15 protein-coding genes are annotated in these 17,876 nt (G+C 71.8%); 5 read left to right on the top strand and 10 right to left on the bottom strand.

Annotated features, from left to right (window positions below; translation table 11 throughout):
- Positions 1 to 167: 167 nt before the first annotated feature.
- The 4 genes from rfbA to rfbC form a co-directional block, all read right to left on the bottom strand.
- Positions 168 to 1,058 (bottom strand): glucose-1-phosphate thymidylyltransferase RfbA, encoded by an 891-nt coding sequence (gene rfbA, locus MKK67_RS19980; RefSeq protein WP_092041578.1) that lies wholly within the window; start codon positions 1,056 to 1,058, stop codon positions 168 to 170.
- Positions 1,055 to 1,960 (bottom strand): dTDP-4-dehydrorhamnose reductase, encoded by a 906-nt coding sequence (rfbD, locus tag MKK67_RS19975; protein WP_243968648.1) that lies wholly within the window; start codon positions 1,958 to 1,960, stop codon positions 1,055 to 1,057. Before rfbD ends, rfbA begins: the two co-directional genes overlap by 4 nt.
- A complete protein-coding gene (gene rfbB, locus MKK67_RS19970) occupies positions 1,960 to 3,009 on the bottom strand; it encodes a dTDP-glucose 4,6-dehydratase (RefSeq protein WP_243968646.1) in 1,050 nt (349 codons plus the stop codon). Before rfbB ends, rfbD begins: the two co-directional genes overlap by 1 nt.
- Positions 3,010 to 3,130: 121 nt before the next feature.
- Positions 3,131 to 3,682, bottom strand: coding sequence for a dTDP-4-dehydrorhamnose 3,5-epimerase (gene rfbC / locus MKK67_RS19965; RefSeq protein WP_243968644.1), 552 nt, complete (start codon positions 3,680 to 3,682; stop codon positions 3,131 to 3,133).
- Between the two features lie 190 nt (positions 3,683 to 3,872).
- On the opposite strand from rfbC, the gene MKK67_RS19960 reads away from it, so the two are divergent.
- The gene (locus tag MKK67_RS19960; RefSeq protein ID WP_243968643.1) at positions 3,873 to 4,778 is read left to right on the top strand and encodes a DUF6925 family protein; all 906 of its coding nucleotides are present in this window, start codon (positions 3,873 to 3,875) and stop codon (positions 4,776 to 4,778) included.
- A 157-nt stretch (positions 4,779 to 4,935) separates the two neighbouring features.
- On the opposite strand, the gene MKK67_RS19955 is transcribed toward MKK67_RS19960, so the two are convergent.
- The 5 genes from MKK67_RS19955 to queE form a co-directional block, all read right to left on the bottom strand.
- Positions 4,936 to 8,484, bottom strand: coding sequence for a tubulin-like doman-containing protein (locus MKK67_RS19955; RefSeq protein ID WP_243968641.1), 3,549 nt, complete (start codon positions 8,482 to 8,484; stop codon positions 4,936 to 4,938).
- A 4-nt stretch (positions 8,485 to 8,488) separates the two neighbouring features.
- The gene (locus MKK67_RS19950) at positions 8,489 to 8,977 is read right to left on the bottom strand and encodes a hypothetical protein (protein WP_243968639.1); all 489 of its coding nucleotides are present in this window, start codon (positions 8,975 to 8,977) and stop codon (positions 8,489 to 8,491) included.
- Positions 8,974 to 10,536: a hypothetical protein gene (locus MKK67_RS19945; RefSeq protein WP_243968637.1), complete on the bottom strand. Its 1,563-nt coding sequence runs from the start codon at positions 10,534 to 10,536 to the stop codon at positions 8,974 to 8,976. Before MKK67_RS19945 ends, MKK67_RS19950 begins: the two co-directional genes overlap by 4 nt.
- On the bottom strand, positions 10,500 to 11,864 hold the full coding sequence (locus MKK67_RS19940) for a hypothetical protein (protein WP_243968635.1): 1,365 nt from the start codon (positions 11,862 to 11,864) through the stop codon (positions 10,500 to 10,502). The genes MKK67_RS19945 and MKK67_RS19940 overlap by 37 nt, the downstream gene beginning before the upstream one ends.
- Before the next feature lie 341 nt (positions 11,865 to 12,205).
- Positions 12,206 to 12,838 carry a 7-carboxy-7-deazaguanine synthase gene (queE, locus tag MKK67_RS19935; protein WP_243968633.1) on the bottom strand — a complete coding sequence of 211 codons (633 nt, stop codon included), beginning with the start codon at positions 12,836 to 12,838 and terminating at the stop codon, positions 12,206 to 12,208.
- A gap of 255 nt (positions 12,839 to 13,093) precedes the next feature.
- Here queE and MKK67_RS19930 point away from each other — a divergent pair, with 255 nt between their 5' ends.
- The 4 genes from MKK67_RS19930 to nth all read left to right on the top strand — a co-directional run bounded on the left by MKK67_RS19930 (position 13,094) and on the right by nth (position 17,339).
- Positions 13,094 to 14,587 (top strand): D-alanyl-D-alanine carboxypeptidase family protein, encoded by a 1,494-nt coding sequence (locus tag MKK67_RS19930; RefSeq protein WP_243968630.1) that lies wholly within the window; start codon positions 13,094 to 13,096, stop codon positions 14,585 to 14,587.
- A 255-nt stretch (positions 14,588 to 14,842) separates the two neighbouring features.
- Positions 14,843 to 15,940 (top strand): CobW family GTP-binding protein, encoded by a 1,098-nt coding sequence (locus tag MKK67_RS19925; protein WP_243968628.1) that lies wholly within the window; start codon positions 14,843 to 14,845, stop codon positions 15,938 to 15,940.
- A 103-nt stretch (positions 15,941 to 16,043) separates the two neighbouring features.
- Positions 16,044 to 16,577, top strand: a complete 534-nt coding sequence (locus MKK67_RS19920; protein ID WP_243968626.1) for a hypothetical protein — start codon at positions 16,044 to 16,046, stop codon at positions 16,575 to 16,577.
- A 57-nt stretch (positions 16,578 to 16,634) separates the two neighbouring features.
- On the top strand, positions 16,635 to 17,339 hold the full coding sequence (nth, locus tag MKK67_RS19915) for an endonuclease III domain-containing protein (RefSeq protein ID WP_243968624.1): 705 nt from the start codon (positions 16,635 to 16,637) through the stop codon (positions 17,337 to 17,339).
- A gap of 6 nt (positions 17,340 to 17,345) precedes the next feature.
- Here nth and MKK67_RS19910 read toward each other — a convergent pair whose 3' ends face one another.
- Entirely contained in the window at positions 17,346 to 17,663 is a 318-nt protein-coding gene (locus tag MKK67_RS19910; RefSeq protein WP_147857130.1) for an HPr family phosphocarrier protein, read from the bottom strand.
- Positions 17,664 to 17,876: the final 213 nt, after the last annotated feature.

Here is a 17,876-nt window from a genome sequence, read left to right as displayed (position 1 = left end):
AATCATCATTGCCGAGTCATAGCGCCGAAAAAAAGCGGCCTGCAATCCGGTCGCAGCTTACCCTCTGACCAGTCGGTCGCACGCGCCTCTCCCTCACCCGCGGTGGGAGGGGATAAGGCGCGTTTCGGGTATCAGCTATCAACCCGGCTCAATGAGGCTGGCCTGGATCACCGCAGCGCGAGTTCGTCCTCGCTCTCGCGGGCCAGCCGCAGCAGGTTCTGGCCGTAATTGGTCTTGGCGAACATCTCGCCGCGGGCGATCAGCTGGTCGCGGGTGATGAAGTTCTGGAGGAAGGCGATCTCTTCCAGGCAGGCCACTTGGAGACCTTGGCGGTTCTGCAGGGTGCGGACGAACTCGCTGGCCTCCAGCAGGCTGTCATGGGTCCCGGTGTCGAGCCAGGCATAGCCGCGCGACATCCGCTCCACGTAGAGCTGGCCGCGCTGGAGATAGGCCTCGTTGACGCTGGTGATCTCCAGCTCGCCCCGGGCCGAGGGCTTCACGGCGGCGGCGATGTCGAGCACTTGGTTGTCGTAGAAGTACAGGCCGGTCACCGCCCAGGTCGATTCCGGGTTCTGCGGCTTCTCGACGATCTTGGTCGGGCGCCCGGTCTTGTCGAGATTGACCACGCCGTAGGCCTGCGGGTTGTCGACGTGGTAGGCGAACACCGTCGCGCCGTCCTTGCGCGCCCGCGCCGCCGCAAGCAGCTCCCTCATGCCGGCGCCGAAGAACAGGTTGTCGCCGAGGATCAGCGCCACGTCGTCGGTGCCGACGAAGTCGCGCCCGATCACGAAGGCCTGGGCGAGACCCTCCGGCCGCGGCTGCACCGCGTAGCTGAACTGCAGGCCGAACTGCTCGCCGGTGCCGAACAGGCGCTTGTAGTTGTCGAGATGCTCCGGCGAGGAGATGATCAGGATCTCGCGGATGCCGGCGAGCATCAGCACCGAGATCGGGTAGTAGATCATCGGCTTGTCGTAGACCGGCAGCAGCTGCTTGTTGATCGACAGCGTCGCCGGGTGCAGCCGCGTGCCGGATCCGCCGGCCAGAACGATGCCCTTCATGGCTTGGAAGCTCCCTCTCGGACCGGCCCCACGAGCCGGTCGAGGATGTCGTCGAGCGCCGCCTGCCAGGGCCGGGGCGCGATGCCGTAGGCCGCCGTCAGGCTGTCGGTGGACAGGCGCGAATTGGCCGGCCGCCGGGCCGGTGTCGGATAGGCGGAGGTCGGGATGCCGGTGACCGGGATCGACCGACCGCCGCGCCGGGCGGCGCCCGCCACGATCGCCTCGGCGAAGCCGTGCCAGGTGGTGGCGCCGGCATTGACGCAATGGAACGTGCCGGTGGGTGCGTCCGGGTCCTCGGCGAGCCGCTGGGCGATCACCGCCAGGGCGGCGGCGAGGTCGGCCGCGGAGGTCGGGCAGCCGTGCTGGTCGTTGACCACCGTCAGGGCGTCGCGCTCGCCGGCCAGCCGCAGCATCGTCTTGACGAAGTTGCCCCGGTGCGGGCTCACCACCCAGGCGGTGCGCACGATCGCGTGGCGCGGGCTGGCACTGCGCACGGCGAGCTCGCCCGCGGCCTTGCTGGCGCCGTAGACGCTCTGCGGGTCGATCGGCTCGTCCGGCGCGTAGGCGCCATCAGGCTTCGTGCCGGCGAAGACGTAATCGGTCGACACGTGCACGAGAGGGATCTTTTTCGCGGCCGTCGCGGCTGCCAGGATCGCCGGGGCGAGGGCGTTGAGGCGCCAGGCCTCGACCACGTCGGACTCAGCCTTGTCGACCGCCGTGTAGGCGGCGGTGTTGATCACGGCCCGATAGTCCCGCGCGTCCAAGGCCCGGGCGACGGCGCCCGCATCGGTGATGTCGAGCTCGGCGCGGCTCGGCGCGTGCACCGACATGCCGGCGGGCCAGGCCAGGGCCTGCAACTCGGTGCCGACCTGGCCGGCGCCGCCGAGGACCAGGATGTCCATCAGCCGGTCAGCCCGAGGCGCTCGCCGGTGTAGCGGCCCTCGCGGATCGGGCGCCACCAGCTCTCGTTGTCGAGATACCAGGCCACGGTCTCCTCCAGCGCCTGCTCGAAGGTCTTCTGCGGCCGCCAGCCGAGTTCGGTCTCGGCCTTGGTGCAATCGATCGCGTAGCGCCGGTCATGGCCCGGCCGGTCGGTGACGAAGCTGATCAGCTGCTCGTGCGGGCCATGCTCCGGCCGCAGCCGGTCGAAGGCCGCGCAGAGCGCCTTCACCACTGCGAGGTTGTTGCGCACGGCCCGGCCGCCGAGCAGGTAGGTGTTGCCGACCCGGCCGCGCTCCAGCACGGCGACGAGGCCCTTGGCGTGATCCTCGACATGGATCCAGTCGCGCTCGTTCAAGCCATCGCCGTAGACCGGCAGCTTCTTGCCCTCGAGGGCATTGAGGATCATCAGCGGGATCAGCTTTTCCGGGAAGTGCCGCGGCCCGTAATTGTTCGAGCAGTTGGTCACCAGCACCGGCAGCCCGTAGGTCTCGTGCCAGGCCCGCGCCAGGTGGTCGGAGGCGGCCTTCGAGGCCGAGTAGGGCGAGCGCGGATCGTAGCGGCTCTCCTCGGTGAAGAACCCCCCCGGGGGCAGCGAGCCGTAGACCTCGTCGGTGGAGACGTGCAGGAACCGGAAGGTCTTCTTCTCCGCCTCCGGCAGGGCTTCGTAATAGCCCCGGGCGCCGTCCAGCATGGTCTGGGTGCCGATGACGTTGGTGCGCACGAACGCACCCGGATCGGTGATCGAGCGGTCGACATGGCTCTCGGCGGCCAGGTGCATCACCGCCTGCGGCTTGAAATCGGCGATGGCGGCCTGCACGGCGGCGCGGTCGCAGATATCGGCCTCAACGAGGCGGTGGCGCGGGTTGTCGGCCAGGGGCGCCAAGGAAATCGGGTTGGCCGCGTAGGTCATCGCGTCGAGGGTGCAGACCTCGTGGCCGAGATCGTTGACGAGATGCAGCACCAGCGCCGAGCCGATGAAGCCGCAGCCTCCGGTCACCAGAATGCGCATGGTGGGTCCCCCTCGGATCGTTCGCGTAAAGACATGGACTGCCGGCAGCTAAAGACCGTCCGGCGTGACGAAAATACGGCCCGGCCGCTTGGCGGCCGGAAACATCGCTTCAGAACGCTGTTCAGAACACCTGGCCGAGCGCGGCGAGCCGGGGCGCGCGGCGGTCCTTGTCGGACAGGATCGCGGCCTCACCGGAGACCGGCCACGGGATGCCGATCTCGGGATCGTCCCAGGCCAAGGCCCGGTCGTGTTCGGGACTGTAATAGGCATCGACCTTGTAGGCGACCATGACGTCGGGGGTCAGGGTGCAGAAGCCGTGGGCGAAGCCGTGCGGGATGTAGAGCTGCTCGCCGTTCTCGGCGTCGAGGGTCACGGCGACGTACTCGCCGAAGGTCGGCGAGCCGCTGCGGATATCCACCGCCACGTCGAGGATCGCGCCCTGGAGCACGCGGATCAGCTTGGCCTGGGCCTGGGGGGCGATCTGGAAATGCAGGCCGCGGATCGTGCCCTGCGGGGCCGAGAACGACTGGTTGTCCTGCACGAACGGCGTGGTGATCCCGGCCCGGGCCATCGTGTCGGCCCGGAACGTCTCGGAGAACCAGCCGCGGCTGTCGCCGAAGCGCTTTAGCTTGATGCGCTTGACGTCCGGAATCTCGGTGTCGATCACGTCCATGCCAGCGCGTCCCTCCCCGCGGATATCTCCGCCCCGGTCGTCCCGGGCATCGCGCCCGCCGCGCCGAGAACGACCTCGATGATCGACCCGCGACTTCCGGTCATTCGCCGGCCGTGTCAAGGCGTGCGACCTGCGGGGATGCGCGCCTGCGCGGTTTTCGCGAGGATCGGTCTTGGGTTATGGGGCGACGATGACGGGCGGATCGGTCGAGTCCCTGCTGCGCGACCACCTCGCCGACCCGGCCAGCGCCTGGAGCCTCGGCGCCTACGGGGCGGTGGCCGCCTTCTCCCGGGACCCGGCCGAGCCGGTCACATTCCGCGATGACGAGCGGATCGGGCTGGCGACCGCGCGGGGCGCGATCATGTTCGCCGCAACGCCGGACTTGGTGCCCTTCGCCTACGAGACCGGCTTCACCGGCGGCTGGAGCCAAGCGGTTGCCCTGTGCTTGCCGGAAGCGGCCTGCGCCATGGGCCGGCGCGCCGTGCTGACCGAGCTCGGGCCGGACGCCGCGGCGGCGCGGGCGCAGGATCGCGGCGCGATCCTGTTCGATCTCGGCCTCGGGCTCCGGGCGGTCGATGCCTGCGTCCGGGTGGCCGATCCCGGCCTGATCGACGATCTGCGGGCCGCCGCCGGCCGGCCGATCTTCGCCCCCGGCAATCCGGTCGGCCCCATCCTGGTCGCGGCGGGCCCCCACCGGGTGTTCCTGGCCCGGTTCGGCCGGATCGAAGTGTACACGCCGATCCCGCCGGAAGGGGGCGCGAGCGCCCCCGGGCCGCACACCCACATCCTGCCAAAGCTCCTGCGCCTCGGCCGGACCCATGCCGCGACCGCGCCGATCCCGCCCGGCCTCGTGCCCTGCGCGGCCCTGCATCCGGCCCACCCCACCAAGGACGCGGCGGGCCGCCGGGCCGGTTTCGACGCCGCCCGCCACGCCGCCTTCGGGCGCCTGCTCGACGCCTGGGGTGATCCGGCGCTCACCGCGCTCCGGCGCATGGTGCTGGCGGGTGGCGAGCCGGATCCAGGCTTGGCGAACGGCCGCTTCGCCCGCTCGGCGATCCGGGCGGCGCGGGCGCAGGTTGTGGCGATGCGTGACTGAGCACCTCTCCCGTCATTGCGAGCGCAGCGAAGCAACCTAGGGCAGCGCCCGATCCCAAGATGTGGCGCGTCCCTGGGTTGCTTCGCTGCGCTCGCAATGACGGTGGTGGCCGGTGTGAACCCTTCGACCAACCAACCCCCGCCAACCGAAAACGCTCTCAGCGAACCGGCGGCGGTGGCGGTGGCGCCAGCAGCGAGGCCAGCGCCGGGTGGTCGCCTGCGGCGATCCAGGCTCCCCCCTGCGGGTGGATCTGGATGGCCGCGCTCAGGGTGCCGGCGCGGGCTTGGGCCACGAGTTCGGCGAGCGAAAACGGGCCTTCCACCGTGTCCCGGTAGACGTAGAAGAGAGCGGCTGGCGACGGTGGCGGTGGGGCGGGCACGGCCGGGTTGGTCAGGCGGAGCAGGGCCTCGGTGGTGAAGGCGGCGGGCTCGATCACGCGCTTGTCCACGGCCCGCAAGGCCGGCGGGTCGGACGGGTCGCGGTTGGCCTCCTCGGCGGGCACGTCGGCGAGGCTGCCGGGGATCGGCTTGGTCCAGGCCTCGATGTGGGCGAGCAGCGTGTCGAACAGCCGGTCCGGATCGCCCGGCAGGCCGCCGGCCTCGACGGCGCCCTGCCGCCAACTGCGGCTCAGCGCGTCGGCCACCGCGTGGCCGATGCCGCCGACCCGGGCCTCGGCGTCGAAATTCACCGTCTCCCGCCGGGGCGCGTAGGCGCGCTTGGCGGTCCAGGCGAACAGGGCCGCCATCGCCAGGTTCTGGACCGGCGACAGGGCCGCCTCGGCCTCGGCGAGCTGGGCCGCGATCGCCGCGCGCTGGACCCGGTCGAACAGCTTGCGCCGCAGGGTCCGCTCCGAGCCGACGCTGCGCCAGTCCCCGGGCTCGAAGGCGAAGCGCCACAGGCCGGTCTCGGGCGCGCGCTGGAGCAGACCGAGGCAGACCGCGCGCAGGAACAGCGACAGGGTCTCGCGCAAAGCATCGGATTCCTCGGCCGAGGGGGCGACCGGGTCCGGGAAGCGCAGATAGTCCTTGTGGTTGTGGAGCGGGATCGCGTCGAGGCGGTCGAGCTCCTGCGCGTAGGCATTGCGCCAGTCGCGCCGCAGGGGGCCGAGCACGTCGAGCGGCACGCCGGACAGCTCGCAGTAGCAGACGATGCGGCCGCGCTGGCTCGATTCCAGGAAGCCGATCTCGCCGGCACCGAGCACCGGCGGCAGGCTCGCCCGCAGGATCGGGCCGAACTCGGCCTGGAAGGCGCGCGAGCCCTCCACCGCCAGGATCGTCTTGAACTGGTCGCCTCCGGGGCTGAAGGCGTCGAACCGCGCGTAGATCCAGGGCATGCAGCGCAGCAGCATCAGCTCCAGGGTCTCGCGCTGTTTGGCGGGTGGCAATTCGCGGAGCGCATCGAGCGCCGAGGGGATGCGGGCGCGGTGCGGCCCGAGCCGGCGCCGGGCCATGTCGCGCACGGCGTTGAGCAGGTCGGCCCGGGTCTCCTCCTCGCGCAGCAGGGCGAAGATCGCCCGCGACCCGCCATAGGCCCGGAACGCCTCGCGGGCCCAGGCGAGCTGCTCGGCGGGGGCGACGGCGATTTTTTCGGGCAGGTCGCCCGAGGGCAGGACCAGGAAGGTGCCGCCCGAGGGCCGCTCGATGGCGTTGCGGATCTCGGCGATGTCGAGGCGCAGCTCGCGCATCAGCCGGCCGACATCCTCGTGGCCCTGGTTCAGGGCGCCGAGCAGGCCGTCGTAGCGGGCGGCGCCGGTCTCCGGGTCGCGCCCGGTCCGGGTGCCGAGCCTGGCCGAGACCCGGCGCAACAGCTCGGCCGCCTCGCGGGCGGCCACCGAGCGGATGCGCAGGACGCAGGAGCCGCGCAGATCCTCCCTTGCTTGTTCCAAATAGCGCTCGGCGTCACGGCGATGGGAGAAGATCAGCCCAGGGCGGACCTGATCGAGCCGGCTGAGCGACGCGGAAAAATGCTCGGCCAGCATCTCGTCGGCGAGCCTCGCGTAGGTGTCGGCGGCGGCGGTGAGGCGGGCCAGCGCGCCGCCATCGGCCTCGATCAGGTCCTTCACGCCCTCGATCAGCGCCCGGGCGTAGTCGAGGCCGCCGCGCTCCTGATCGTCGAGCAGGCGGTAGAGCGCGGCGGGCAGCGCGCCGTCCCGGTCGGACAGCCAGGCCGCCTCGAGCTTGGCGCGCACGTCCAGCACCTCGGCGCCGCGGGGGCCGTAGGCGGCGCCCGAGCCGGTGCGGCCCAGGATGTCGTCGCGCAGGCGCTCCGCCTCCTTGCGCAGGTTCGGCGCCCAATCCCGCGGGCTGGCGATCTCGGCCTTGATCGCGTCCACCGCCTCCTCGACGCCGAGCGCCACCGATTCCTGGATCGACGAGCCGTCCGCCCGCTGCAGCAGCGTGCCGACGAGGTCGTATTCGGAAATCCCGGGCGGGGCCGGCCGCAGCACCTTCGGGAAGGCCTCGAAGGCGGAGAAGCGCAGGGCGAGGCGGTCGGCGGCGAAGCGGTCGCGCTCCTCGACCGTGGGGATGTGGCGCTCGCCCTGGCCCCGGGCGACGCCGAAGAACGCCTCGACCATGCCGAGACCGGCCCGGGCGGCGTGCTCCTCGAATTCGAGGCTGCCGCGGGTGGCGAGCACCGCTTGGCCGAGCGCCGAGTAGTTCAGCGAGAACAGGGCGGCGCGGCCGGCGCGGTCCGGGCTCGGCGGCGCCCATTTGCGCATCTTGTGCTGGGTCTGGTTGACCCCCGTCGAACGTTTGCGGCCGGAGAATTCGGAATTGCCGAAATCCTCGAACAGCACGTCGGCCATCATGTCGTAGAGGTCGCCGATCGCGCCGGTGCGCTGGTCGGCGAGGTTCTGGGTGTCGAACAGGTAGACGTCGCTGAACGGTCGCTCGACCCCGCGGGCGACCCGGGCGTGGTCGCCCCAGCTCTCGACATAGGGCGGCTCGGGATTGCCGCGCATGGCGTATTCGAGCTCGGACAGGGTCGCGACGCCGTTGGCGAAGACCCTGTCCTTGTTGGCGCCGACATAGCCCGAGGGCAGGACCAGGAAGAGGTCGACCGCGTCCGGGCGCTTGGGCGTCTCCAGCGAGGAGATCGCGTAGCCGGCATCGATCACCGCCCCCGAGCCGGTGCCGCCGGCCACCGACGCCACCACGACGACGCGCAGGTCCGTGGAGGTGTCGAGGCCGAGCGCGCGCAGCTGCGCCTCGTTCGAGACGTTGGCCAGCACCGCGCCGGCCTTGGCGGTCAGCCGGTCCTGGAAATTGCGCACCTCATCGAAGAACAGCAGCCGCGCGATGGCCCGGATCTGCCCGGCGCCCTTCGAGGCGTCGATGCGGGACAGGTCCCGGGCGGGAAGCCAGGAATCGATATGCGGGTAGCTGCGCCGCTCGGCCTGGTAGCGGGCGAGGTTGACCGCCTTCTGCAGGGTCTCGCCCTCGCGGAACGCGACCTTGGCCGAGAGCGCGTCGGTGGCCGCCGCCCGGCCGGCCTCGCGGGCCTCCAGGGTGTCGGTGTCGAAATACAGGAAGGACGCGGCCGGGAACTGGTCCAGGGCGCTGATCCGCGTCCCGTTCCAGTCGGCCTGGAGGATCCGGCGGCGCAGGCGCAGCAGCACCTCCATGCCGGTGCCGCCGAGCGCCACGAACACGGTCGGACGCACCTTCAGGAGCGTCTCGGTCTCGGCGGGCCGGGCATCAGCCATGGTCTCAGCGCCTCCGGTCGGGTGCGCGCAGGAACAGCACCAGGGCTGCGCCGAACAGCACGAGGCAGAGGGCGAAGCCGGCCGCCAGCCCGGCCCAGGCCTGCCACAGCCGGCCGACCGTGGCGCTCACCAGGATCGCGGCGGTGAGCATCAGCGCCGAGAACAGCATCCAGCTGGCGCCGTCGGCGGCGTCGAGCGTAGCGCGGCGGTTGATCAGGTGGGCGCGCACCCCCTGGCGGACGAACAGGAACAGCACCGCCAGCACCACCAGGGCCGCGGCGCCGAGCGCGAATTCCGTGGTGGTCGGCCCCCGTTCGAGGGTGCTGAACGGGTTCGCCCCGGTGCTCGTCCCGGAGGATGGCGGCGCGGCCTGGAGCGGATCGGCCTGCGGGCTCGGGTTCTGCGGGGCGGGGATGGTGAAATCCTGCCCCGTTCGGGCCTGGGCGCGCACGAGTCCGGCAGTCCCCACGCGGTCAATGTACAAAACAATCATGCGCCGGGTCCGGGCTCCTGCAGGCGTGTGGCGCGGGCCGGCCCCCAAAGCCCCGCCCGCACCTGCCAGCGGCTGCCGTCGGGGGCGCGCAGGGTCTGGGTGCGGTAGGGCCGCAGGCTGACCCGCTTCGGGACGGTGCCGAGCATCACGGTCTGGACCCGCGCCCGGGCGAGCGCGAGAGCCCCGAATCCGGCGGCGGCGGCCAGCGCCAGGGCGCCGGAGGCGGCGGCGATCAGCGGCCAGGGCGAGAACGCCGCCTCGATCCGCACCGGCAGGCTCACCGCGGCTTCCGAGATGCCGCGATAGTCGCGAAACAGGCCGGGCAACCGGCCCTCCACCGCACGCGCATCCCCAACCGGCCCGCCCATCTGGTCCCCGGACAACAATCCGCTGCCGAAGATCGGCCGCACCCGTTCCAGGAAGGCCGGATCCAGCGCCAGGCGCAAGTCCGCCAGCCGCAGGGTGAGCGTTCCATCCACGGTGCGCCCATCGGAGAACAGGCCGGCGAGGCCGGAGGGCCGCGGGATCGGCGGCAGGGTCAGCACCACGGCGAGCGGGCCGCTCTCGGCCTGGGGCGCCAGGTCGGCGATCTCCGCGGGTGAGACCGCGGCCTGCGCCAGCCCGGCCTCGGTGCCGACTTCGCTCCAGCTCAGGGCCAGCCGCGCGGCGGCGACCCGCTGCGGGTAGAGGCCGTTGCGCAGATGCGCGGTGAGCCGCAGGGCGGTGCCGGCGGTGGCGTCCGCCCCGCTCACCACCAGAACGCCGTTCTCCAGGCCGGCCTGCAACCCGCCGGTGTCGAGCCGGTCGAACCGCAGGGTCAGGCCGCCGGCCAGAACCGGCTTCAGGCTCACGGGCGGATGGCTGAACAGAGCCTTCAGGCCCGGCGCCATCACGGCGGCTTCGAGGGCCCGGCCGCCGGCCGCGCCGTAGCCGATGCCGTAGATGACGAAGCCGCCCTCGGAAAAGTTGCGACCCTTCAAGGGCATCCGCACCGGGTAGGCGACGATCCGGCTGATCGCGTCGGACTCCCGCAGGGCCGCGTAGAAGGCGGCGGTGTTGCGCTCCACCTCGGCGCTGTTGCCCGGGCTGTTCTTGTTGTTGGTGACCATCCAGATCACCCCGTCCCGGCCGCGCAGGCCGGTGCGGATCGCGCCGAGCAGCGCGCCGTTGAAATCGGCATCCGCATAGGCGGCGCTGCCGGCCTTGCGCGGCAGGTCGATCGCCGCGATCGCCGCCCGGATCCGCGCGGCGTCGTAGGCGCCGTCATACAGGATGCGCGGCGAGGGCCGGCCCGGGACCTGCCCGTCCTGGTCGAAGGTCGCCACGGCGATGTCGGCTCCTGGGACCCGGGCCGCCGCCACCAGGGCCTCCACCAGCGGCCGGAACTGCGAGCCCTCGGCGGTGAGGAACGGCTCCATCCAGCCGGAATCCTGCACCAGAAACACCTGTCGCACCGGCGCCTCGGCCCAGGCGCGGCCGCCGAGCAGGAGAAAGAGGGCCAGCACGGCCCGCAGGAGCACGTTCATGCCGCGCGCAGCCGCAGGGCGTGGCAGCGGCATTCCGATCGGCTCCACAGGTAGAGCACGCCGTCGTGCAGCAGCGCCCGGGCGTCGCCGATCCGCGACACCGCGAGACCCACCGGCAGCCGACGCAGGCCGGCCCCGTGGGCGTGGTGGAGGACGTGGCCGGTCACCGGTGCCGGCAGGCTCTCGCCGCGCAAAAAACCGCCGCGGGGGCCGGGGATGTCGAGGGCGAGCAGGATCGTGTCGCGGGCCAGCGCCAGCCGGGGCACCAGCAGGCTGCCGGCATGGGCGCCGAGGTTGAGCACCTCCTCGGCGGCCTGCCACGGCACGTCGAACCGCTCCGCGCCGGAATAGGTGCCGGGCCCGGCCGCGAGATGCGGACCGTCGAGGCGGTTCAGGGCCGGATCCGCAGCCAGCGCGGCGAGGTGATAGCGGCCCTCCATCATGCCGAGCTGGTGGTGCAGGTCGGCGCGGTCGCGCCACGGCGCCTGGGCGATGATCGGCGCGAAGCCCGCGGGCCAGGGGGTGATTCTGGTCTCGTCGCCGAGGGTCCGGCAGGCGACGAACCCGTCCGGGCCGGTCCAGAAACAATCACCGAGGCGGTTGGTCCAGGGGCCGGCAAAATCCGCCTCCGGGGCGGGGTGGCCGAGATCGCGCATGTCGAGGGCGTTCGACTCATCGTCTGTCCGGCAGAGGACGAGGCGCCCGTCCCGCTCGCCGAGGACGAGGAGGTCGCCGCGGCGCCAGCATGGGGCCGACAGGAAACGCAGACCTGGCGCCCGGGCCTCGGCATGGACGAGGCGGCTCCCGAGTTGGGGCAGGATCACGCTGACCAGCGCCTCGGCGGTGGCGTAGGCGATGCCCCGGCGGCCGGCCGTCAGGCCGGAGCCCACCGGATCGGGCGGCAGCCGCCCGAGGCCGACAAATCTTCGGCCATCCCATTCCTCGAACGCGCCCAGATTCTCCTGGAACAGGTAGAGCGCCGCCGGATGTCCGGCCCGGACCAGCGCAGGCACGCCGCTCGGCAGCGGCACCGCGGCGATGTGTGTGGGGTCGATATCGAGGATGTCCGGGGCCGATGCCGGGACCGGCGGGCCCAGGGCGGCGCCAGTCTCGGGCGAGCGGGCGAAGGCAGCCGGGAACGCCCGGCCGTGCTGGTCTCGCCGGATGCCCAGATGGGCGATCCGGGCATCGTCAGCGGGGACTACGATTCCCCCAACCTCGGCCGCGATGGGTCTCCCCCCTGCGAACCGCCAGTGCTGGCGCCCGGGCAGGCTCGTGACGCGCAAGTCCGGATCGATCGGCCAAAAACCCTCCGGGGCGGCGCGGGCGAGCGGCGATGGATCGTCCAGACTCAAGGGCACCGGTCCAGGGGCGGGAAGGCGGCGGGGATCGTTCCCGATTTTTGGCGGGATGGGAAGGGTGTGGGCGACGGTATGGCCCGTTCAGACCAGAACGAAGCGCGGGTCCCCTCTCCCCGCGTGCGGGGAGAGGCCCGCACGGACCTCGTCGTCCGTGCGGGAAGCGCAGGCGCAGCCGGAGCGGCGGTGAGGGGGCGGCTCAGGAAGTGGCTCATCCGGAACCACCCCCTCACCCTCGGCTGCCGCCTTGCTCCGGCGACGACAAGGTTGCCGGAGCCCTCTCCCCGCAAGCGGGGCGAGGGGAGATGCGCCGCTACGCCGGAGCTACGCCGGCCTGTCACCCCTCACGGAATCCCGATCATCTTGTGCGTCTGTAGCGACAGGCGCCAGCGGGCGTCCTGGCGGCAATAGGCGATGGCGGCCTGGGTGCTGGCGCCCTGCTCCGGGCCGTCCATCGGCTGGAGGAAGCGGTGCCGGAAGGCGAGGCCGACGAAATCCGCCGGGTCGGCGTCAGTTTGGGGATAGACCAGCTTCAATTCGTGGCCGCTCGTCTGCGCCAGGGGATTGGCCCCCTTGGGGCTGACGCAGATCCAGTCGATGCCCGGGGGCGCCGGCAGGGTGCCGTTGGTCTCGATGGCGATCTCGAAGCCGTGCCCGTGCACGGCCTCGATCAGGGGCGTGTCGAGCTGGAGCAGCGGCTCGCCGCCGGTGAACACCACGTAGCGGCCCTCCGGCCCGCCGGCCCAGGTCCGGGCAATGGCCTCCGCCAGAGCAGCGGCATCCGCGAAGCGTCCGCCGCCCTCCCCGTCCAGGCCGACGAAATCAGTGTCGCAGAACCGGCAGGCGGCGGCAGCGCGATCCGCCTCGCGGCCGGACCAGAGGTTGCAGCCGGCGAATCGGCAGAACACCGCGGCGCGTCCCGCCTGGGCGCCCTCCCCCTGAAGGGTGTGGAAGATCTCCTTGACCGCGTAAGCCACCGCTGTTCCCGAAACCTCTTCGCCTGATTGCCCCCCCGCACATAAGCGTCGTGCGGCCTGTGGACTACCGACAGGAGAGCTGCGCAGACCCGCGGTTGTGTCCCGCCTTGCTCTTGCCACGGTAGCGACGTTGATGCCGTGATGCAGCACGACGACCGCCCCCGGCGGTCCGGGCTGCGCGAATCCCGGCCGGCCGGCCGGAAGACCGGTGCCTCGCGGCGCCGCCCTGGCGATCCACTGACGAGTCGGGCTCGAATGTCCTCTTCTCTCCTCCGGCGCGTGACCGTCGGATTCGCGGCGTTGACGGGGCTTCTCGGCACGAGCCTCATCGGGATCCAGGCCGCCAGCGCGGTGACCTCGCCGATCCTCGTGGTCGATGTCGATTCCGGCAAGGTGATCTACGCCCAGGCCCCGACCGACCCCTGGTATCCGGCCTCGATCACCAAGCTGATGACCACCTACGTCGCCCTGGACATGGTGCGGCAGGGCAAGGTCTCGCTCGATTCGATGATCACGATCTCGGCGGCGGCGGCGTCCGAGCCGCCCTCCAAGATGGGCTTCAAGCCGGGCACGCAGCTGACCCTCGACAACGCCCTCAAGATCATCATGGTCAAGTCGGCCAACGACATCGCCTACGCGATCGGCGAGAATCTCGGCGGCTCGATCGAGGGCTTCGCCGACTTGATGAACGAGACCGCGCAGCGGATCGGCATGCGCGACAGCCGCTGGACCAACCCCAACGGCCTGCCCGACCCGCGCCAGTGGACCTCGGCCCGCGACATGGCGGTGCTGGCCCGTGCGCTGATCCGCGACTTCCCGGATTCCCACGACCTGTTCTCGATCTCGGCGATCCAGTTCGGCCGCGCCGTCATGGCCAACCACAACGGCCTGCTCGGCCGCTATCCCGGCGCCGACGGGATGAAGACCGGGTTCATCTGCTCGGGCGGCTTCAACGTGGTGGCGACCGCCTCGCGCAACGGCCGCCGGGTCATCACCATCGTGATGGGCCAGCCGAGCCCGCGCGAGCGCGACGTGAAGGCGGCCGACCTGTTCGACTACGCCTTCACCCAGAGCGCCGGCTGGACCAGCCCGACCCTCGACGCGCTGCCGGCCTCGTCCCTCGGTGGGCCGCCGGACATCCGGCCCTACGTCTGCGGCGGCAAGAAGCCCCCGGCGATCGACGACGGCGCCGGCGCGGTCAGCGCCCCCGGCTCGGCGGCTCAGCTGATCGGCGGCTCGGTGGCGAATTCCCCGGCGCTCGCGATGGCCGCCTTCTCCAGCCCGGCCTTGCGCGCCCGGACGCTGCCGCCGCGGGCGCCGCTCCAGCCGATCGCGGTCTGGATCGGCCGCAACCCGGCCGAGGGCCAGCAGATCCTGGAGGCCCAGGAGAACGCCCAGAAGACGGCCGCCGCCAACACCCGGGCCGCCAAGCTCGAAGCCGCCAAGGCCAAGCGCGAGGCCGCGCTGCAAGCAGCCAAGCAGGCCCGCGAGGCCCAGCTGGAACAGGCCAAGACGGCCAACGCCGCGAAGGCTGCGGCCAAGCCGGCCTCCAAGCTCGCAGCGAAGCCGGCCCACGGCCTGCCCCGGAACGCCAGCGCCTACACGTCGGTGGAGACGCCCGGCATGCCGGAAGCCAAGCCCGGCAAGGGTCTCTCGAAGCCCGCCGCCCACAAGGCGCCGGCCAAGCCCGAGGCCAGGAAGGCCGAGGTGAAGAAGCCGCAGGGCAAGAAGGCGGCTGCCGAGGAGTAGCGGCAGGCGGTTTAAGTCGGCATCGAGACAGCGGCCGAATGGATCACCCTGTCATTCCGGGGCGCCGCAGGCGAGCCCGGAATCCAGAGCCGCCGACAATGCAAGACTTTGCTCGACCTGTGTTTCTGGATTCCGGGCTCCGCTTCGCGGCCCCGGAACGACGGGGGAATGCTTGAGCGTTTAGGAGTTCCGCGCGCGTGCGGCCTGCGCAGGAGCGCGTTGCCTCCGACCCCGAAAAACCCCATCTCGACGGTCATGTCCCTGACCGCCTCGCCCGCTCCGGATCCGCGCCGCCCGGAGCCGATCCCGCTCACCGTGCTCACCGGCTTCCTCGGCGCCGGCAAGACCACGCTGCTGAACCGGCTGCTGCGCGATCCCGCGCTCGCCGACACGGTGGTGATCGTCAACGAGTTCGGCGAGATCGGCCTCGACCACCTGCTGATCGAGACCATCGACGAGGACATGGTCCTGCTCGGCGCCGGCTGCCTGTGCTGCACCGTGCGCGGCGACCTGATCGCCACCCTCGAAGACCTGCTGCGCAAGCGCGACAACGGCCGGATCAAGCCGTTCCGCCGGGTGGTGATCGAGACCACCGGGCTGGCCGACCCGGCGCCGATCCTGCACGCGCTGATCTACCACCCCTACCTCGTCCTCCGGTACCGCCTGCAGGCGGTGGTGACGGTGGTGGATGCGGTGACAGGCGCCGCCTCCCTCGACGCCCATCCTGAGGCCGTCCGGCAGGCCGCGGTGGCCGACCGGATCGTCCTGACCAAGGCCGACCTCGCCGACGACACCGCCGGGATCCGGGCGCGCCTCGCCACCCTCAACCCGGCGGCGCCGATCCTGCCTCCGGATGCCCCTGCGGAGGATCTGCTCGGCGGCCTGTTCGGCCTCGACGGCAAGGGCGCCGACGTGCGCGCCTGGCTCGGCGACGAGGCCTTGGCGCAGGAGCACCACCACCACCACAACGACGTGAACCGCCACGACGCGGCGATCCAGGCCGTGTGCCTGACCAGCGCCGCGCCGGTGCCGCGCCCGGCCTTCGAGATGTTCATGGATCTGCTGCGCTCCGGCCACGGCCCGAAGCTCTTGCGGCTCAAGGGCCTCGTGGCGCTCGCCGACGACCCGGAGCACCCGATCGTGGTGCACGGGGTCCAGCACGTGTTCCACGCCCCCCTCACCCTGCCGGCCTGGCCCGACCCCGACCACACCTCACGGCTCGTGCTGATCCTGCGCGACCTCGACCCGGCCTTCGTCCAGCGCCTGTGGGACGCCTTTCTGGGCCGCCCGCGGGTGGACGCGCCCGACGCCGCGGCGCTCACCGACAACCCGCTCGCGATTCCCGGGGGCTGATCCGCCGGGCGGCACCGTCCTTGAAGCCATCGACCCGAACGGCGCCTCCGGGCGCCCCCCGCGTCCCGGATTGGGACGGTTAGTCGAGGGATCGGGACAGGCGATGGCGCGACGCTTCACCGTGATACAGGGCGGCCGTTCCGAGGCGCAGGCGTCCGGGATCGAGGCGCCGGATCGGCCCCGGCCCACACTGGCCTGGAGCCGGGATGCAGGCGCCGAGATCCCCAGGATCCGGCCCTCGGCCGAGGCGCCCGGCCTGACCGACAGCGCCGCCCTGGAGGCGATCGACCGGGCGATCCGCCTGCGCCTCGCCACCCTGAACCGCCCGGTTGGGCCGGTGCGGATACCGGTCCGCGCGGCGCGGCAGCCGGCGGCACCGCGCGCGATCCCGACGGAGAATCGTCTCGGCGTGCGGCCCGAGGGCTGGGCGCTCCCCTCCGCGGTCGTGCCGGTCTTCGAGGACCGCGCGCCCGTCACCGTCGCGCCGTCCGAACCTCCCCGAACCCGGAACACAGGCCGCCTGTCCGCCTGGACCGGCGCACTGCGTCTGGCATTCCTGAGCCGGGTCGATGCGATCGCGGTCGGCCTGCTCAACCTGGGCGGCGGCTCAGTGGCTTGGCGCCGGGCGCGGGGCTGAGCCGGGCCGTCAATCCGCCGCGTGTCGAGCCGGCCGTCCCGGCCCTAGCTGCGCTCCATGGCTCGCGACACACTCCACGGCATCAAGCCCGCTCCACGCCGGGCGAAATCCCGCCCAGCGCCGCAAAGCGGTGACTCCGGCCGGGTCGAGGCCGTGATGGCGCGCCTCGCCGAGGCCGATCCGGACCCGAAGGCGGGGTTCGACGACACCGATCCGTTCCGGCTGCTGGTCACCGTGCTGCTCTCGGCCCAATCCACCGGCCCGACCGTGGCGCGCATTGCCGACGCGCTGTTCGCCCGGGTCAAAGATCCGGCCGGGATGCTGGACCTGGGCGAGGCCGAGATCACCGAGATCATCCGCCCGGTGGGGCTCGGGCCGTCGAAGGCGCGCAACATCGTCAAGCTGTCGGCGGTCCTGATCGAGACCCACGGCGGAGTCGTGCCGCGCAGCTCGGTCGAGATGCGCCGGCTGCCCGGCATCGGCCGCAAGAGCGCCGAGGTGACGGCGAATTTTGCATTCCACGAGCCGGTGATCGCGGTGGACACCCATGTGTTCCGGGTCTCGAACCGGATCCCGCTGGCTTCCGGCGCCACGGTGGACGCGGTGGCCGATGGGCTCGCCGAGGCCGTGCCCGAGCGCTTCAAGGACGGCGCCCATATCTGGCTGTTCCGGCACGGGCGCGACATCTGCACGGCCCGCAAGCCCGCCTGCACACGCTGCCCGGTCTCGGACCTGTGCACGTGGCCCGGCAAGGAAATCTGATCCGGCCTACTCGTCCTCGCCGAAGCGGTTCGCCAGCAGGGCCTCGATGCCGTCGAGGCAGGTCTGCGCATCCGGGCCGACCGCCGTGACGGCGATGCGGGTGCCCATCGCGGCGCCCAGGGTCAGCAGGCCCATGATCGAGCGCCCGCCCACGGTCTCCCCGGCCCGGGTGACGGTCACCACGGCGTCGTAGCGTTCCACGGTCTGCACGAACTTCGCGGAGGCGCGGGCGTGGAGACCGCGCCGGTTGATGATCGGCAGCATCCGCAGGAAGCCACCCTCCGGCACCTCGGGATCGTCGTCCGTCTCGAAAAGCTCGTCCATCGCCCTTCGTGGTTCCCGCCCGAATGTCGGCTGGTCGCGCCGCTTGCTTCGACACCTAAGCAGACTTGTCCCGGCGGGCCAACGGATCTTCGGCCGAGCTCTTTGAGCCGGCGCGAGTTTTGAAGGTGGAATTGCGCGTTGGCGTGGCGGAGTGCGCCCCGATCATTGGTCGAACCGGTCTGTGCGCATCCCCCTCCCCTCTGCGGGGGAGGG

The organism is Methylobacterium sp. J-072 (genome assembly GCF_022829425.1).
Lineage (GTDB): Bacteria > Pseudomonadota > Alphaproteobacteria > Rhizobiales > Beijerinckiaceae > Methylobacterium.
The sequence above is the reverse complement of the archived record's forward strand: the minus strand, read 5'-3'. Positions and strand labels throughout refer to the sequence as shown.

Bases quoted from the DNA above. Each gene is read 5' to 3' on its own strand.
- rfbA (WP_092041578.1), bottom strand. From the start codon at position 1,058: ATGAAGGGCATCGTTCTGGCCGGCGGATCCGGCACGCGGCTGCACCCG.
- rfbD (WP_243968648.1), bottom strand. From the start codon at position 1,960: ATGGACATCCTGGTCCTCGGCGGCGCCGGCCAGGTCGGCACCGAGTTG.
- rfbB (WP_243968646.1), bottom strand. From the start codon at position 3,009: ATGCGCATTCTGGTGACCGGAGGCTGCGGCTTCATCGGCTCGGCGCTG.
- rfbC (WP_243968644.1), bottom strand. From the start codon at position 3,682: ATGGACGTGATCGACACCGAGATTCCGGACGTCAAGCGCATCAAGCTA.
- MKK67_RS19960 (WP_243968643.1), top strand. From the start codon at position 3,873: ATGACGGGCGGATCGGTCGAGTCCCTGCTGCGCGACCACCTCGCCGAC.
- MKK67_RS19955 (WP_243968641.1), bottom strand. From the start codon at position 8,484: ATGGCTGATGCCCGGCCCGCCGAGACCGAGACGCTCCTGAAGGTGCGT.
- MKK67_RS19950 (WP_243968639.1), bottom strand. From the start codon at position 8,977: ATGATTGTTTTGTACATTGACCGCGTGGGGACTGCCGGACTCGTGCGC.
- MKK67_RS19945 (WP_243968637.1), bottom strand. From the start codon at position 10,536: ATGCCGCTGCCACGCCCTGCGGCTGCGCGCGGCATGAACGTGCTCCTG.
- MKK67_RS19930 (WP_243968630.1), top strand. From the start codon at position 13,094: ATGTCCTCTTCTCTCCTCCGGCGCGTGACCGTCGGATTCGCGGCGTTG.
- MKK67_RS19925 (WP_243968628.1), top strand. From the start codon at position 14,843: ATGTCCCTGACCGCCTCGCCCGCTCCGGATCCGCGCCGCCCGGAGCCG.
- MKK67_RS19920 (WP_243968626.1), top strand. From the start codon at position 16,044: ATGGCGCGACGCTTCACCGTGATACAGGGCGGCCGTTCCGAGGCGCAG.
- nth (WP_243968624.1), top strand. From the start codon at position 16,635: ATGGCTCGCGACACACTCCACGGCATCAAGCCCGCTCCACGCCGGGCG.
- MKK67_RS19910 (WP_147857130.1), bottom strand. From the start codon at position 17,663: ATGGACGAGCTTTTCGAGACGGACGACGATCCCGAGGTGCCGGAGGGT.